The following is a 17142-nucleotide window of genomic DNA, read 5'->3' as shown; positions in this document are numbered from 1 at the left end:
GGGTGAAGCTAGGCTTCGGGCTTCAGGAAGAGCGCGGCCAGGGGCGGCAGGGTGAGGTTCAGGGACTGGGGGAAGCCATGGGCGGGGATGGGTTCGGTCTGGACCCGCCCGGTGTTGCCCTGGTTGCGCCCCCCGTAGAAGGTCGAGTCGGTGTTCAGCAGCTCGACGTAGGTTCCGGCGGTGGGCACGCCGATGCGGTAGCCGCCCTGGGGCAGGGCCGTGAAGTTGAAGGCCACGGCCACGAAGTCCCGGTGGTCCGAGGCCCGGCGCAGCAGGGTGAGCACGCTGTTGAAGCGGTCGCCGCAGTCGATCCAGGCGAAGCCGCCGTGCTGGCAGTCCCCTTCATGCAGGGCCGGGAATCGGCGGTAGAGGCCGTTCAGGTCGCGCACCAGGTCGTGGATGCCCTTGTGGCCGGGCTCATTCAGCAGGCCCCAGTCCAGGGCCGTGTCGTGGTTCCACTCCTTCCCCTGCGCGAACTCGCCGCCCATGAAGAGCAGCTTCTTGCCGCCGTGGGCGAAGAGCCAGGCGTAGAGCAGGCGCAGGTTCGCCATGCGCTCCCAGGCATCGCCGGGCATGCGGCCGTAGAGGCTGCGCTTGCCGTGGACCACCTCGTCGTGGGAGAGGGGCAGCATGTAGTTCTCGGCGTCGTGGTAGAGCATCGAGAAGGTGATGTCATCGTGGTGGTGGGGCCGCGCCATCATGCCCTCGCCCAGGTAGCGCAGGGTGTCGTGCATCCAGCCCATGTCCCACTTGAAGCCGAAGCCCAGGCCGCCTTTGTCTGTGGGCCGCGACACGCCGGGCCAGGCGGTGGATTCCTCGGCCACCGTGAAGGCGTCCGGGAACTGGGCGTAGACCACCTCGTTGAGGCGGCGCAGGAAGGCCACGGCCTCGAGGTTCTCTCGTCCGCCATCGCGGTTGGGGATCCACTGGCCGGGCTCGCGGCTGTAGTCCAGGTAGAGCATCGAGGCCACCGCATCCACCCGCAGGCCATCGACATGGAACTGGTCCAGCCAGAACAGCGCGTTGGAGATGAGGTAGTTCTGCACCTCCACCCGGCCGTAGTTGTAGATGAGGGTGCCCCAGTCCATGTGGCGGCCCTGGCGGGGATCCGCATGCTCGTAGAGATGGGTGCCGTCGAAGCTGCCCAGGCCATGCGCATCCTCGGGGAAGTGGGCGGGCACCCAGTCCATGATCACGCCCAGCCCCGCCTGGTGCAGGGTGTCCACGAAGGCCTTGAAGTCCTCGGGGCCCCCGAAGCGGCTGGTGGGCGCGAACATCCCCAGCGGCTGGTAACCCCAGGAGGGATCGAAGGGATGCTCGGTCACGGGCAGCAGCTGCACGTGGGTGAAGCCCAGCCAGCTGGCATAGGGAGCCAGGTCCGCGGCGATCTCCTGGTAGCTCATGAAGGAGCCGTCGGGCCGCCGCCGCCAGGAACCCAGGTGCAGCTCATAGATGCTGACCGGTGCCGCATGGGCCCTGGCCTTCCGGCGCGCCTCCATCCAGGCGCCATCGCGCCATTCATGGGCGGGAAGGCCGTGGATGATCGAGGCCGTGCCCGGGGCGCGCTCGCAGCGGAAGGCGTAGGGATCGGCCTTGAGGGGCAGCAGCTTTCCATTCGGTCCGTGCAGCTCGAACTTGTAGAGCATCCCCGGGACCAGCCCCGGCACGAAGGTCTCCCAGAAGCCGTTGGGCCCCACCTGGGCCATGGCATTCGCCCTTCCATCCCAGCCGTTGAAGTCGCCCACCACGCTCACGGCCTTCGCATTCGGCGCCCAGACCGCAAAGCTCACGCCCGCCTTGCCGTCCACCGTCCGCAGGTGGGCGCCCAGCTTTTCGTAGGCCCGCAAGTGAGTCCCCTCGCCAAGCAGGTGCAGATCGAGGTCGCCTAAGGTCGAAGGGGCGCGGGGTGCTTCCATGGACCATTCTAGGGTGTGAAGCGTGTTCCCGGACTCACGGATTCAGTGGATCTGGCGATCCCGAACCTCGTGCATTGAGGATGGACCTGTCCGGCAAACCCGCGGCCAGCTCGATTGCCACCGCACCCGGTGCGGCGCAGAATGGGCCCTCGCTGATCCCGTGGAGGATGGCCATGCCCGAGTACCTCGCTCCCGGAGTCTTCATCGAGGAGAGCAGCTTCCGGTCCCAGGCCATCCAGGGCATCGATACCACCACGGCGGCCTTCGTGGGGCCGACCCGCAAGGGGCCATGGGGCAGGCGCCCCGCGCTGCTCACCAGCCTGGCGGACTTCCAGCGCATCTACGGCAGCTTCGCCGATCTGCCGGTTTCAGGTTCGCCGGAGCAGAAGCGCAATCACATCGCCCACGCGGCGCAGGCCTACTTCGCCAACGGTGGCCGGCGCCTGTACGTGGCGCGCACCCGACCCAACCGGACGCGGACCCTACCGACGCCGGCGGACCATGCCGCGGCCCTGGCCACCCTGCAGCCGCTGGAAGACCTCTCCACGGTGGCGGCCCCGGGCTATTCCGCCCGCAAGGCCACAGACCCGACGGCCTGGGCGGACATCCAGGGGCAGCTGGTGGCCTTCGCGGAACAGTCCGGCGCCTACCGCTTCGCCGTGCTGGACGCGCCTCCCGCCTGCACGCTGAGCGACATCCGCGACATCCGGAGCCGGCTCGATTCCAGCCATGCCGCCCTCTACTACCCCTGGGTGACGGTCGCCAATCCCCTGGCTGGAACGTCCTCGCGCCAGCCCCCAACCCTCAGCCTGCCGCCCTCCGGCTTTCTCTGCGGCATCTACGCAGAGACCGACGTGACCCGGTCGGTGAGCCAGGCGCCGGCCAATGCCGTGCTTTGCGGCGCCCTGGGGCTGGAGCAGGCCATCACCAAGGGCCAGCAGGACCTCCTCAATCCCGAGGGCATCAACTGCCTACGCTTCTTCGAAGGACGGGGCAACCTCGTGTGGGGTGCGCGCACGGTCTCCAGTGATCCCGAGTGGAAGTACTTGAACCTGCGCCGGTATTTCAACTATCTGGAGGGCTCCATCGACCGCGGCACGCAGTGGGCCGTGTTCGAACCCAATGGCGAAGCGCTGTGGGCCAACATCAAAGGCACCATCCAGGACTTTCTCACCAACGAGTGGAAGAATGGGGCCCTGCTGGGGACCAAGCCGGACGAAGCGTTTTTCGTGCGCTGCGACCGCAGCACCATGACCCAGAGCGACCTCGACCAGGGCCGGCTGGTCTGCCTCATCGGCGTCGCGCCCCTGCGGCCGGCGGAGTTCGTCATCTTCCGCATCGGCCAGTGGACGGCGGACAGGCCCGCCTGAGGCCAGTCAGTTCAGGAGCTTCCACACCCGCAGCGCCTCGCTCACGCTCCAGGCCTGGGCATCGCAGCCGCGGGTCGTGTGGGGCGCGTCACCGTCGAGGAGCTCGGGCAGCTGGCCGAGGCAGCCCGTGTCCAGCAGCGGGGCGAGGGAGCCCAGCCAGGCGCGGGCCGTGGCGCGGGCGGCGGGATCGCCCTCCCAGGCCAGGTCCAGGGCCTCGCAGAGCATGGGCAGCTGCCACGCCCAGGCCGTGCCGTTGTGGTAGGCGGGCTTGCGGCGGGTGTCCTCGTCCCCTTCGTAGCGGCCCTGGTAGGGCAGCGAGGGGTCGTTGAGGGTGCCGCCCCAGGGGGCCGGGATGGGCAGGGGCACGGCGACCGGCAGGGGCGCCAGGCTGCGCAGGCCGCCGGGCACCAGCAAGTGGCGGGCGCAGGCGGCCACGCAGCGCCGGGCCCGATCACCGCTCACCAGCCCCAGCGAGACCAGGAACAGCTGGTTGGGGCGCAGGTGATCGGCGGGCAGGGCCCCCTGGGCCGGGACATCCTTGGCCGCCAGCAGCACATCGGCGAACCAGCCCCGGTCCTCCAGCCAGAAGGCATCGAGGGACCCCTCGGCCCGGGCCAGGGTGGCGGCCCAGGGCTCGCCATCGCTGGGCGCGCAGAGCCGATCCAGCAGGCGCAGCAGGCGGATCCACAGGGCCTGGATCTCCACGGGGTAGCCCTCGCGCGGGGTGCCCATGGGGTAGCGGGTGTCCATCCAGGTGCAGTGCGCAGGGCTCCAGAGCAGGCCCGAAGCGGGATCCATCCGGACGCCGTTGCGCGCCCCGGCCCGCAGGTGCTCGCCCAGGGAGGTCAGCACCGCGAGGATGCTCCGACCCCCAGCCTCGGCCTGGAAGAAGGCCGCGCCCAGGCGTTCGGCGGCCTCCTCGCAGGCCACGGCCAGCCAGAGGGGGGCGTCCGAGGTGTCCCGGTCCGCGGTCTGGTCGGCGCCCAGCATGTTGGGCAGGGTGCCGCCATCTTCCAGGGCCGCGAAGGTGCGCAGGATGAGGGCCGTGTCTTCGACCTGTCCGGCCGCCAGGAGTCCCCGGCAGGCGATGAGCGTGTCCCGGCCCCAGTCCAGGAACCAGGGGTAGCCCGCGATGATGGTGAGGCCGCTGGCACGGCGGGCCACGAAGGCCTGGAGGGCCTGGCGCAGCCGCCCCGGGATATCGGGGACTTTCGGGTGCGCCGCACGGATGGAGGGGGCAGGAGCGGTGGCGTCGGCATGGACCACCATGCGCAGGTCGGAACCCGGGGGCAGGGGCAGGTCGAACCAGCCGGGGCTCCAGGCATCGCCCGAGTCCGTCAGTCCGCGCGAGCCCTCGATGGGATGGGGGATGCCCCGGCAGGCCTCGGGCTGCGGGTGGTAGGTCCCGGCCTCCACCCAGGCCTCCAGGTGGCGATCCGGGGCCGGCTCGAAGCGGAAACCGGCGCGGCCGGGCAGGGCCTTGGTGTGGGACAGGAAGTGGTCCTCGGCGGCGCCATCGAGACGGGTCTCGCCGTGGAAGGAGCGGTCCTCCAGGTCGACCCGCACGGTGACGCGCACGGAATGGCCGAAGGGCAGGTCCGTGTCCGCGCCGGCGTTGGCCGGGCGGGACCAGCGCAGCAGCACGGCGTTGTGGTCCAGGGGCATCTCCGCCTCGAGGCAGAGTTCCACCCGCCGGCCATCGCCGGCGCTGGCCTGGAAGACCCAGCGGGCTGGGGGCCCGGCCTCGAAGCTCACGAGGTTGTGGCCGTCCAGGGGCGTGATGAAGCCGTCCGCGTTCACCCAGGCGCGCAGCCGCTTGGCCAGCACGTGGCGGTCCGAGGGCGCCGAGGGGTGCAGGTTCGCCCCCAGCAGGCAGTCGTACTTGGAGGCGATGGCGCCGAGATCCGCATGCAGCCGGGCCATGCCGCCGCGGCCATTGGTGAGCAGGGCCAGCCCCTCCCGGACGGGGTGCGGTGGCGCCGGCACTTTCGGCAGGAACAGCAGGTCGGTCCGGAGGTTCTCGGCGCCGGCGACATGGCGGCGCAGGGTGAGCGTGGCGGGGCCCTGGCGGGGGGGGCTGGGCGGGAAGGCCGCGATGAATCCGCGCTGCGCGGGGATGCTCCGCAGGTGCAGGTCCGGGGCATCCGCCAACTGGAGGGTGGCGTCGAAGGGGTCCGGGGACTGCAGCAGCAGCCAGTGCTGCGGCGCCACGAGGCTCACGCGCCGCGCGTCCTCGACCCGCCAGACCGTCACCAGGGGGAAGGCCCGGGCCGCGAGGGCGGCGTCGAGGGCCGCCAGCAGGTCCTCCCGGAGCAGGTCCGGATCCAGATGGGGCAGGGCCGCGAGGAAGGCTTCCGGATCCGAAGCCACACGTTCGGCCAGGCCGCGCCAGGGTGCGGGGCCGAGGGCCTCGGCCGGGTGGACCGCCGCCAGGGCCTGGAGGCCCCAGGCCGCCTGGGCCCGGGCCTGGCGGTAGGCATCGCCCGCCAGACCCTGGGGTGTGGCGTGGGCCGACAGACAGTAGCAGGCGCCGGGCGGCAGGCTCAGCTCCCGGTCCCCGTTGGGCAGGAGACGGGCGGTGGGGGCTGGCTGGCCCAGCAGGTCGAGTCCCGCCTCCCCGAGGTTGGCCCAGTCCGCGGCGCCCACGGGGCAGGCCTGAGGTCGGTCCTGATCCAGGTTGACCAGGACGAGCATGGCATCGAGGCCCTCGGCGGAGCGCCGCAGCAGGGCCAGGACGGGGGCGTCGTCCGAGCTGAGGCGGCGGATCTCCGCGCCATCGAAGAAGCAGGGGTGCTGGGCGAGCAGGCGGTTGAGCGTGGCGAGCTCGTCCACCAGGTTCGGCTCCGCGCCCCAGGCGAGATCCCGGGCCTCGTGCACGTCCACCTTCTCCGTGGCCAGCCACTCCACGCCCGCGGTGAAGCCGAAGGCTCCGTTCTGCGTCGCCAGGGCGCAGAGCCGGTTGCGCAGGCGCGACCAGGCCACGCCGCGGCCCGCCAGGCGGAGGTTGTCGTGGGTTTCGCTGTAGTGGACCAGCAGGCCCGTCCGTTCCCCCTGGCGCAGGCAGTGGTCCAGGTAGTGGGCCACCTCGATGGGGTGATGGTTCTGGAACAGCTCCGAGTAGGCCCACTGCATGCCGCCCCGGGTGAGCAGGGCCTCGGTGGCCTCCCAGCCGCCGCCCAGTCCCTCCAGCAGGAAGACGGTCTCCGGGTAGGCCTGGTGCACCTTGGCGGTGATGTACTGCCAGGCGGGCAGGGGCACCATGTAGCCGGCGTCGCAGCGGAAGCCGTCCACGCCGCGCCCGCACCACACCAGCAGGGCCCGGGCCACCACGTCCCACAGGGCCGGGCTGCCGTGGTCCAGCTCCACCAGGTCCTCCCAGGTGGTGCCCCAGGCGCCGGGGCTGTGGAAGGTGCCGTCGGGATTCCGCCGGAACCAGTCCGGCTTGCTCTCCAGCAGGCGCGAGCCCCAGCCCGTGTGATTCACGAGGATGTCGAGGAGGACCTGGCCGCCCCGCCGGTGGACGGCTTCCGTCAGCTCACGGAACTGTTCCTCGGCGGTGGTGCGGCGGTCGAAGTCCACCAGGGCGGGGTCGATGGCCGTGAGGTCCAGCTGGGCGTAGGGGCTGCCGAAGCGGCCCATGCGGGCGTAGGTGGCGGGCACGGGGCCCACGGGCAGCAGGTGCAGGATGCGGCTGCCCAGGCGCTCGAAGATGTGGGGCACGGCGGCCGTGAGGTCCCGCAGGCGTCCCGAGGGCGGGATCACGGCATAGCCGGCGGCATCCAGGGTCTGGATGGCCCCGGCAAGGTCCGGTACCTGGCGCGCCGCGGCCCCGCCGAACATGCGCGGGAAGGCGCAGTAGATGGTGTTGGCGGTGCGCAGGCGGTCGGGATGGATCGAGAGGCTGAGGTCCTCGCCCTCGGGCCAGTGCTGGAACCCTTCCAGGTCCACGCAGTAGGCCTTGGCGCGGAAACAGCCGGGCTCGGTGAGGGGCAGATCCAGGGACCAGCCGTCCCCGGTCTCACGCAGCGGGATGTCGCGCCAGGAGGAGCCCCCGGGATCGCGGTCGCCCTCCCCGAGCAGGGCCAGGGTCTCGGCGCGCATCCTGGCGCCGCGGGTCAGGTTCGTGCGCAGGAAGGCCTGCCAACCGGCGGATCCGGGGGCCGGGTGCGCCAGTCCGAAGGCCACCCGATCCCCCACGAAGCGGAGCAGCTGGGCGCCCGGAGGCGGTGTCATGGCGGGGAGGGGCATGGGGGCTTCAGCCACCGGGGAGCGGCGTGGTGGGGCCTACTCGATCCCCAGCCGGCCCTGGCCCATGCGGATGATGGCGGGCACGTGCAGGTCATCGGCGGCGCCCGGCAGCTCACCGCTGGGGGTGGGGGCCTGGGGCAGCAGGCGGGTGGGCGTCGGTCCCTGCAGCTCCCCGGCGGGCACTTCGCCGTAGACGCGGCCGCTCACCACGTTGGCGGGGAGCGGCTGGGACTGGATCGGGAGCGCCGTGGTGTAGACCTGGAGGGGGGCATCAGCCCCGCCCAGGTGCAGGCTGTTCCGCCGTTCCTCGAGGAGCTTCTCCTCCTGGTCGAAGCCGCTGGCGAGGACGGTGACCAGCACGCGGTCCTCCATGCCCTCGCCCTCCACGGTGCAGGCCTTGATGTCGGGGCGGCCACTGTAGTGGTCCTGCAGGTAGTTCATGGCGGTCTCGATGGCGGAGGCCTCCATGACCTCCCAGTCGGCGGTGATGGACACCATGACGTTGGCGGCGGCGCCGCTCTGCGCACGCTCCAGCAGGGGGCAGGCCAGGGCCTTGCGGAGGGCATCCATGACGGCCTCTTCGCCGCGGCCCGCGCCGGTGCCGATGAGGGCCTCGCCGCCGTTGCGCAGCACGGCCTCCACGTCGGCGAAGTCGCCGTTGATGATGCCGGGCTTGAGGATGAGGTCCGCGATGCCCCGCACGCCCTGGATGAGGACGCCGTCCGCCACGCGGAAGGCCTCCTTCATGGTGACGCGGGCATCACAGACGTTCTTCAGCCGCTCGTTGCTCACCACGATGACGGTATCGGCGGTGTCGCGCAGGTTCGCCAGGCCGGCGAGGGCGAGATCACCCTTCTTGCGGCCCTCCCAGGCGAAGGGGGTGATGACCACGGCCACGGTGAGGGCGCCCAGCTCGCGGGCGTAGTTGGCCAGCACGGGGGCGGCGCCGGTGCCCGTGCCGCCACCCATGCCCGCGGTGATGAAGATCATGTCGGCGCCCTGGAGGGCCGCCAGCACTTCCTCCCGGCTTTCCTCCGCCGCCACGGCGCCGCGTTCGGCATTGCCGCCCGCGCCCAGGCCCCGGCTGCTCTGGGGGCCAAGGGGCAGCTTCAGGTGGGCCTTGCTGTGGGCGAGGCTCTGCTGGTCGGTGTTCATGGCGATGAACTGCACGCCGGTGACGCCGCTGTCGATCATGCGGTTGATGGCGTTGCAGCCCGCGCCGCCCACGCCCAGCACCTTGATGTTGGCGCCGGGAAGGCTGTGGGGGCAGGGCAGGAAGGGGGTCTCAGACATCGGGGCTCCCGAAGGGATCGGCTGGAAGTACTACGAGAAACGGCTGAAAAAGCGGCCCAGGAAACCGTCGCTGCGGTCCTGCTTGCCGCGGGTCTCGCTCAGGTCGCGGGACAGGGCCTTCACGGCGCCGAGCGCATTCACGAAGAAGGGGTTGCCCGTGGCCTGGGGCAGGCCCAGCACGCCCTGGATGCGGCCCAGCACCACGCGGGGCCGGCCCAGGAGGGTCTGGGCGAGGATGGGCAGGTGGGTGAGCAGGGCGCCGCCACCCACCAGGTGCACACCGCCGTGGATCTCATGCATGAGGCCCGTCCGGCCCATCTCGGCCAGAACATGGTTCAGCAGCTCCGCGGCACGGGCCTGCAGCACCTCGGCGATCTCGCGGCGGGAGACCAGGCGGCCCTCCTCCTCGAGCTCGATGGACTCTTCCGCGGGCACGTGGCTGGGCAGGACCGTGCCGAAGCGCATCTTGACGCGCTCCGAGGCGGCGATGCCGCCCAGGTGCTTGGTGATCTCCAGGTCGCGGGTGAAGTGGGCGCCGCCGATGGGGATGATCGCGGAGTGGAAGAGCGTGCCGTGCAGGAAGATCCCCAGGTGCGTCAGCTGCTCGCCGATGTCCACCACCACCGCCCCGTTCTCGCGGTCCTCGCGGCTCAGCACGGCCTCGGCGCTGGCCAGGGGCGAATACATCAGCTCCGAACCATGCAGCCCGGCGTTCTTCAGGGCCAGCTGGATGTTCATGATCACGGGGCTGGGCGCCACGATGATGCGGACCTCAGCCTCCAGCGTCTCGCCGAACATGCCCACGGGGTTGCGGATGTCCCGCTGGCCCTTGATGTGGAAGATCTGCGGGATGCGGTGGAGGACCAGCTCCTCCTTGGCCAGCTTGCAGCTGTTGGTGGCCTGTTCCAGCACGCGGTCCCGGTCGCCGGCGGTGATGATCTTGTCGCCGCTGGAGATGGTGATGGAATCCCGCAGGTTCTCACCCTTGAACTGGATGCCGTCCACGGCCACGCGGATGCCATCGACCTTGGTCTGGCCGGCGGTGTTCATGGCCTCTTCGACGGCCCGCACGATGGCGCGGGTGCTGAGGTCCATGTCCGTGATCTGGCCCTGGGTCATGCCGCCCTGGGGCGAGGCCTGGCCCGTCCCGGTCACGTTGAGGGTCCCGTCTTCCTCCTGGACGGCGACCACCGCCACCACTTTGCTTGCACCTAGGTCGAGTCCGAGGAGTACGGCGCGCTGCGGCATGAAGATCCTTTTCCTTGCTCTAGGTTTATACCAGTTCCGCCCACGAAATCGAGGATTCGTGGCGGGAAAAACGCGGAATAGTCCTTCCGGGGTTCAGCGCCGCGGCTTTGCGGGGGCCGATTCGTCTTCGGGTTCGCCCACGGCCACCTCGTCGTCCCAGCGCAGGTCGATGTACCTCAGCCGGGCGAGATCCGGCCGCTGGGAGAGGCGGTCCACGAAGAGGCCCTGGAAATTGGGCACGTTTTTCGTGACATCCCTGCGCGAAAGGTAGATTGGGGCCAATAATCCCTCGATGTAGGCCACAGGCCCCTTTGGGCTATCCCTCAATTCCGTGATCCGCTCGTAAAAACCCTGCTGTTTTTCCCGGAGCGTGCGTGCAGCGCTCACCAGATGGGCCAATCCCTGGTCTGTCTGGCTGGAGGGGTCCACGACCACGGGAATGGGATTTAGGTTGGCCTGGTTGACGCGATCCAGCAGCACGCCGTCATCCGACACCAGGAATACGCCGTTGGCGCGGACCAGCCAGAGGACGGGCCGCCGCTCCTCGATGGCGAGGCTGAGGCGATCCGGGGGGTCCTTGCGGATCTGCAGGCCCCGCACCCAGCGCTTGGCCTCGATGCGGGTCCGCAGCTCCTCCGCATCCACCCAGAAGAGCGGCTTGCCCAGCACCAGCTGTTCCGCCAGCTTCTGGACCTCGGCCTGCCGTTCGCCGCGGCAGCCGCTCACGTTCACCTGCTCGATGACCAGCTTCTGCAGGCCCAGGTACCGGGTGCCCAGCTCCATGAGGCCCCAGCCCGCCAGGCCGATGACCGCCACGGTGATCCCGGCCCGCGCCCAGGGCAGCCAGGGACGCTTGGGGCGGGTGCGGGGGAGCATGGACATGCAGTCAGTCTACTCCCGCCAGATCTCCACCTCGGGTTCGAGCTCCACGCCATGGATGTCACGGACCTTCGTCCGGACGGTCTCCATCAGCTCGGCGAACTCCGCGGCGGTGGCCTTGCCGTGGTTCACGAGGAAGTTGCCGTGCTCTGGGCTCACCTCGGCATCTCCGATGCGCAGGCCCTTGAGGTGGGCCTGGTCGATGAGCCGCCCCGCGCTCAGGCCCGGTGGGTTCTTGAAGATGCAGCCCGCATTGCGCTTCGACAGGGGCTGGCTGGTGCCGCGCTTCTCGCGGTACTCGGCCACCCGGGCACGGATGGTGGCCGGATCCCCTTCCACCAGATCCGCAGTGGCCGACAGCACCACGTGGCCGCCGGTCAGGAAGCTCCAGCGGTAGCGGAACTCGCCCGCTTCCGGCGCCTTCTCCACCAGCTCGCCTCCGGGCGTCAGGAAGCGGTAGCGCGTGAGCACGTCCACCCACTCGCGGCCGTAGGCCCCGGCGTTCATGCGGATGGCGCCGCCCAGGGAACCGGGGATGCCGCTGGCGAACTCCAGACCCGAAAGCCCAGCCGCCGCCGCGGCCTCGGCCAGGGCGATGTGGCCATGGCTGGCGGGGGCCGTGATGCGGTTGCCGTCGCGCCGGACTTCTTTCGGCAATGCCAGGCGCAGGACTGGCGTCGCCACATCCCCCAGCACCACCAGGTTCGAGCCGCCCCCCAGCACCCGCCAGGGCAGGCCCTCCCGGGCGCAGGCGCGGACGAAGGCCTGTGCCTCGGCCTCAGTCTTCGGCTCGAAGAGCCAGTGGCACACGCCCCCAACGCCCAGGGTGGTCAGGCGGGAGAAGGGCACGTCCCGGCGGTGCGGGACGGCGAGCAGGTCATCTGGGAAAGGGTGCGCCACCCCGCTAGTGTGACTGGGCCGGGGTCTCTTTGGCTTTGAGGAGTGCGGCCTCCGGCCGGGGCAGCTGCAGCAGACTGCCGCTCCCCGGCCCGGTCAAGAGCGTAAGGTGCGCCACCTTGGCCGCGGACAGGGGCTCGGCGGCCAGGTCGCCTCCGGTATGGGTGTTGCGCTGGGAGCCGAAGGCAGGGGCCGCGCTCACCAGAAGCCGGAGCCGGCTGCCCTTGGCCAGCGCTCGGGCGAAGAAATCCAGGGCCGGAAAATCCACCAGTTCGGTTTGGCCAGGGGACATGAGGACCGGCTCTGTACCCCCACGACGGTAGCGCAGGCGGAGCGAGCCGCCGGAAAGGGCGACGGCACTGCCGTCCGGAAGCACCTCCTGGAGGGTTGCCCGCAGGTCCGCATCGGGCTGATCGCAGGTGAGGCGCAGCGCCAGCTTGGGACGCCCCGCAAGGATGGTTTCCTCATTCAAGGGCTCGCTGTGCCAGACCACCTGGCCCGGGAGCTGCTTGAAGGCATCTCTCTGGTCTTTCAGATACTGCGCGTTCTCATCTTCGAGATCGGCGCGGGGCGGCAGATAGGCGGGGTCGGCCACCAAGGTCACATGTCCAGGGCCCGAGGGTGGATTGGGGGACAGCAACCCGCCCCGGGCGACGTCTCCCGGTTGGGCCCCCGCCAGGTCGAGTTCCAGCTTCAGGGGAGACCCTTCGATCTGGCTGAGGGCTGCGGCATGGATCCAGGTGTTGCGCCCCATGATGAAGCAGGCCACTCGGTTCTCGAGGAATGCCGGTCGCGGGCCACCCTTCAGCACATGGTCGTACCAGGCCCTGTGTAGGTCCTCCATGCTCATGACGGCACCGGAGCCGAAGGTCACGCCGCCCAGCTCCGCCTTGGGCCGTCGAGTGCCATAGTGATCCCAGGGGCCGATGACCAGCCAGTGCCGCTGGGTGATGTCAGGCTGCCCGTGGGCCATGTGCCGCTCATAGTAGGTGAGGGCGCCGGTCTGGTCGTCGTCGTAGTGGCCCGTGATGGTCAGGATCGGGATGCGGAGTTTGGCGTAGTGCTCGGGGCGCGGCGTCATGGCCTGCCAGAACGCATCCTCCCGCGGGTGCCGCAGCCAGGTCTGGAACACCGTGCCCTGGATGCCGGTGATGGCCTCCAGATCCTTGAAGGGGCGCCCGGTGGAGACCTGCTCCCATTCGGCGTTGTTCCAGAAGGTGGTGGCCCCGAAGAGCGCGCTGTTCAGGGCCCGCCCATGCACGTAGGCCAGCCAGCGCAGCATGTAGGACATCGGGATCCCGTTGGGTTGCGGGTAGTCGACGCCAGGATGCACCGCCGCCGTGGGCGCCAGCGCCTTGAGGTGGGGTGGGAACTCCTTCGCCAGGCTCCACTGGTTGAAGCCGAGCCAGGACCCGCCCCAGGTGGCGACCTGCCCATCGCACCAGGGCTGTTTCGCCAGCCACTCCACGGCATCGTAGCCATCCTTGGCCTCGACCTGGCCGGGTACGAACGCACCTTCCGAGTTCCCCCGGCCCCGCAGGTCCATGGCCACAAAGACGTAGCCGTTCTGCGCGAAGTAGGTTCCCTGTTTCGCCGCATGGTCGGCGATGTAGGGCGTCATGGTGAGGATGACCGGCAGCGGTTTCAGCTGCTTCGGATCGCGGTAGATGGTGGCGCTGAGCCTCACGCCATCCCGCATGGGCACCTTCTGGTCCCAGGTCACTTGCACCGGGTTGAAGTCGGTCCTGGGGGCTTCCGCCCGAAGGCTGGATGGGGCCACCAGGGCCATGGCAAGCAGGACGGCCATCACGCGGATTTCCATAGCGGCTCCCGGGCGTGCCCCCATGATGAAGGATTGGGGCGAAAGATCCACCGGCGATCCGGGGGGGCGCCAGCCGGATCGGTCGCCGGAGCCGGGCCCCCGGGACTGGAGGGTGCCGTTCACGGCACACTGGGAGTGTCGACCCGCGGGGCCGATACGGGGAGGTCGATCATGAAGGTCCTGCTGTTCGGCGCCACGGGCATGATCGGCCGGGGCGTGCTGCGGGAGTGCCTGCGGGATCCCCGCATCACCGAGGTGCGCTCCCTCGTGCGGACACCCTCCGGCGTGACGCATCCCAAGCTGAAGGAGATCCTGCCTCAGGACTACTTCGACTACACGGCCATCGAAGGCCAGTTGACGGGGCTGGACGCCTGCTTCTTCTGCCTCGGCGTGTCCTCGGCAGGCATGACCGAAGCGGCCTACCGCCGCATCACCCACGACCTGACGCTGGCCGCCGCGACCACCCTCAGCCGCCTGAATCCCGCCATGACCTTCAGCTACATCTCCGGCGCCGGCGCCGACAGCACGGAGAAGGGGCGCGTCATGTGGGCGCGGGTGAAGGGGCGGATCGAGAATGCCCTGCTGCGGCTGCCCTTCAAGGCCGTGTACCTGTTCCGTCCCGGAGCCATCCGGCCCCTGCATGGCATCACCTCCCGGACGCCGTTGTACCGGCTGCTGTATCGCGTGCTGGGGCCCTTCCTGCCGCTGCTGAAGGCGATCTCGCCGGATAGCCTCACCACCACGGAGCAGCTGGGCCGGGCCATGATCCAGGCGGGTCTGGAAGGCGCGCCGCGGCCGGTGCTGGAGATGCGCGACATCAACCGCCTTTGAGGGTTTCGAGTTCCAGCAGCCGCGCCTTGCGTTCCGGCGTTCCGAAGGCGCTCCAGCCGCCGGGCCCATGGGCGGCCACCACGCGGTGACAGGGCACGAGGATGAGGAGGGGGTTGGCCTTCACGGCCTGACCCACGGCCCGCGCCGCGCCGGGACGGCCGGCCAGCAGGGCGACCTCGCCGTAGCTGATGGTCTGGCCGGGCCGGGTGGCCCGCAGCACCTCGGCCACGCGGCGCTGAAAGGGCGTCAGGCCCGACAGGTCCAGGGGGAGGCGGCCCAGATCCTGGGGCTGGCCCGCCAGGTGGGCCATGAGCTGGTGCACGGCGTTCAGCACCCAGGCTGGTGCCTTCGGTGACTCGCGGGGGTTGATCCCATCGGCAAAGCGCAAGGCGCAGACGCCCTCCGTCGTCCACGCGACGTGCATCCGGCCGAGGGCCGTGGCGAAGCTGAGGGAACGGGGCGCCATGCCGCCAGCATGTCAGGAAAGCCGCACGATTCAGGCCCTCTCAAGCGCCTGCTTGATCCGCTCCGGCGTCATGGGCATCTGCAGCATGCGCACGCCGATGGCGTCGTGGATGGCGTTGGCGATGAGGGCGCCCATGACGACGATGGCGGGCTCACCGCCCCCCTGGGCCGGGACGTCCGGGTTGGGGATGAGGATGGTCTCGATGGTGGGCATCTGGGAGAAGCGGGGCAGCTGGTACGTGTCGAAGTTCTCGTCGAGGACCTGGCCGTTCCTGAAGCGGATCTGCTCGTAGAGGCTGTAGCCCAGGCCCATGGTGACGCAGCCCTCCACCTGCTGGCGGGCGCCGTCGGGATGCACCACCACCCCCATGTCCTGCGCCATCACCACGCGCTTGACCTTCACTTCCCCGGTCTTCCTGTCCACGGCCACTTCAGCCATGGCGGCCACCAGGGTGCTGCGGTGGTTGACGCAGGCCAAGCCGAAGCCCCGGCCGCTGGGGCCGGGCTTGCGGGTCCACCCGAAGGCCTTCTCGGCGGCCTTCAGCACGGTGACCATGCGGGGATCCTTCACGTGGCGGAGGCGGAACTCCAGCGGGTCCACGCCCGCCTTGGCGGCCAGCATGTCCATGTGGGATTCCTTGGCGAACACGTTGGTGTTGGCCGCCGGGGCCCGCCAGGCGCCCACCGCGAAGGGGTGGAACCCGGCGGGGTTGCCCCCCATCCAGGTGCCGGCGGAGGTGCTGCGCTGGTGCGGGATGTCGTACATGGTCTCCGCCTCGGATTCGCCCGCGGCGGTGACCTGGTGCTCCCAGAAGGCGATCCTCCCCTCCTTCGTGAGGCCGGAGCGGATCTTCACGACGCCCGCGGGGCGGAAGCTGTCGAGGAAGAACTCCTCCTTGCGGCTCCAGGTGACCTGCACCGGGCAGCCCGCCGCCTTGGCCAGTCGCGCCGCTTCAAGGGCCTGGGGGGCCATGCCCTTGCCCCCGAAGCCGCCGCCCAGGAAGGGCGTGATGACGCGCACCTGCCGGGCGGACAAGCCGTGGGCCTTGGCCAGCATCCCCCGCAGCAGGAAGGGTGCCTGGGTGGAGGCCCACACCGTGAGTTTGCCCCTCTCCCACTGGGCCACGGCCGTGTGGGGCTCCATGGGCGCGTGGGCGATGTAGTTGTCCAGGTAGGTGGCCTCGACCTGGTGGATGGCGGAAGCCTCGCCCGCTTTTAGGTCGCCCTTGGCGGCCAGCTGCCGTGCGGGCGGTGCGGCCTTGAGCAGGTGGTCGAAGATGTTGTCGTTAGTCAGCGTGGAGGGTGAGGGCTGGAACGTGGCCTTGATCTGGCCGAGGGCCTCGCGAGCCTGGTCGCTGTGCGCGTGCAGGGCGGCCACCAGGTCGCCGGCCTGGATCACCTTCACCCCCGGCAGCCTCTCGGCGGCGGAGACATCCACGGACAGCAGCTTGGCGCCGTGCGCCGGTGGACGGAGGATGGCGGCGTACAGGGTGCCTTCGGGCACGATGTCGGCGGTGTACTTGGCGCCGCCCGTGACCTTCAGCCGGCCATCCTTGCGAGGCACCTCCTGGCCCACCAGCGTGAACTCGGCCACGGGCTTCACCTTCACGTCCTTCAGGTGCCGCTCGATCCGTTTGCCCTGCACCAGTTCGCCATAGGACACGCGCTTCGAAGGGTCGCCCAGCGACGACACCACGCCAGCCTTCACCTGGAGGCGTTCGGCGGCGATGCCCAGCCGCTCCGAGGCCATCTGGATCAGCACGGCCCTGGCCTCGGCGGCGGCGCCCCGCAGCACGGGACCGAACTGCCAGATGCTGAGGGAGCCCCAGGTGCCGCCATCCCAGGGGCAGAGGTCCGTGTCGCCCATGAGCATGTCCACCTGATCCAGCGGCACATCCAGCTCTTCGGCCGCCAGCATGGCGAGGGCCGTCATGTTGCCCTGGCCCATCTCGATCTTCCCCACGAAGCAGCCCACGCGGCCATCGGGCCCGATCTTGAGGTAGGCGTTGAAGTCCTTGGGGTACTCGGGCACGTCGTTGGGGATCTTCTCAGGTTCCTGCGAAAAAGCCGGGATGGGGAAGGTGACGAAGAGGCCCACGGCCCCCGTGGCCTTGAGGAAGTCGCGCCGGTTCATTTGGCACCTCCTACGCCAAACCCCTGCGGGGCGGGCCTT

At 70.1% G+C, this 17142-nt stretch carries 9 protein-coding genes and 2 pseudogenes; 2 read left to right on the top strand and 9 right to left on the bottom strand.

What is annotated here, in order from left to right:
- Positions 1 to 8: 8 nt before the first annotated feature.
- Positions 9 to 1889: pseudogene (gene glgB / locus QOZ81_RS14360) on the bottom strand (1,4-alpha-glucan branching protein GlgB); the annotation flags it as partial.
- Between the two features lie 515 nt (positions 1890 to 2404).
- Here glgB and QOZ81_RS14355 point away from each other — a divergent pair.
- Positions 2405 to 3286: pseudogene (locus QOZ81_RS14355) on the top strand (phage tail sheath family protein); the annotation flags it as partial.
- 6 nt (positions 3287 to 3292) lie between these two features.
- On the opposite strand, the gene QOZ81_RS14350 reads toward QOZ81_RS14355, so the two are convergent.
- From QOZ81_RS14350 to QOZ81_RS14325, 6 genes are all read right to left on the bottom strand, one after another.
- A complete protein-coding gene (locus QOZ81_RS14350) occupies positions 3293 to 7534 on the bottom strand; it encodes an amylo-alpha-1,6-glucosidase (protein WP_291204839.1) in 4242 nt (1413 codons plus the stop codon).
- A 36-nt stretch (positions 7535 to 7570) separates the two neighbouring features.
- The gene (ftsZ, locus tag QOZ81_RS14345; protein WP_291204842.1) at positions 7571 to 8827 is read right to left on the bottom strand and encodes a cell division protein FtsZ; all 1257 of its coding nucleotides are present in this window, start codon (positions 8825 to 8827) and stop codon (positions 7571 to 7573) included.
- A 30-nt stretch (positions 8828 to 8857) separates the two neighbouring features.
- Positions 8858 to 10075, bottom strand: a complete 1218-nt coding sequence (gene ftsA, locus QOZ81_RS14340; protein WP_291204845.1) for a cell division protein FtsA — start codon at positions 10073 to 10075, stop codon at positions 8858 to 8860.
- A 93-nt stretch (positions 10076 to 10168) separates the two neighbouring features.
- Positions 10169 to 10957 carry a cell division protein FtsQ/DivIB gene (locus QOZ81_RS14335; RefSeq protein WP_291204848.1) on the bottom strand — a complete coding sequence of 263 codons (789 nt, stop codon included), beginning with the start codon at positions 10955 to 10957 and terminating at the stop codon, positions 10169 to 10171.
- Positions 10958 to 10966: 9 nt separating this feature from the next.
- Positions 10967 to 11854 carry a UDP-N-acetylmuramate dehydrogenase gene (gene murB / locus QOZ81_RS14330; RefSeq protein ID WP_291204851.1) on the bottom strand — a complete coding sequence of 296 codons (888 nt, stop codon included), beginning with the start codon at positions 11852 to 11854 and terminating at the stop codon, positions 10967 to 10969.
- Between the two features lie 4 nt (positions 11855 to 11858).
- On the bottom strand, positions 11859 to 13673 hold the full coding sequence (locus tag QOZ81_RS14325) for a CocE/NonD family hydrolase (RefSeq protein ID WP_291204854.1): 1815 nt from the start codon (positions 13671 to 13673) through the stop codon (positions 11859 to 11861).
- Between the two features lie 171 nt (positions 13674 to 13844).
- On the opposite strand from QOZ81_RS14325, the gene QOZ81_RS14320 reads away from it, so the two are divergent.
- On the top strand, positions 13845 to 14504 hold the full coding sequence (locus QOZ81_RS14320) for an NAD(P)H-binding protein (RefSeq protein WP_291204857.1): 660 nt from the start codon (positions 13845 to 13847) through the stop codon (positions 14502 to 14504).
- Here QOZ81_RS14320 and QOZ81_RS14315 read toward each other — a convergent pair.
- The gene (locus tag QOZ81_RS14315) at positions 14491 to 14970 is read right to left on the bottom strand and encodes a methylated-DNA--[protein]-cysteine S-methyltransferase (RefSeq protein WP_291204860.1); all 480 of its coding nucleotides are present in this window, start codon (positions 14968 to 14970) and stop codon (positions 14491 to 14493) included. The genes QOZ81_RS14320 and QOZ81_RS14315 overlap by 14 nt on opposite strands.
- A 30-nt stretch (positions 14971 to 15000) precedes the next feature.
- Positions 15001 to 17103: a xanthine dehydrogenase family protein molybdopterin-binding subunit gene (locus tag QOZ81_RS14310; RefSeq protein ID WP_291204863.1), complete on the bottom strand. Its 2103-nt coding sequence runs from the start codon at positions 17101 to 17103 to the stop codon at positions 15001 to 15003.
- Positions 17104 to 17142 lie beyond the last annotated feature (39 nt).

The organism is Geothrix sp., from assembly GCF_030219325.1.
Taxonomy (GTDB): Bacteria; Acidobacteriota; Holophagae; order Holophagales; family Holophagaceae; genus Geothrix.
This window is presented reverse-complemented; position numbering and strand designations above follow the sequence as displayed.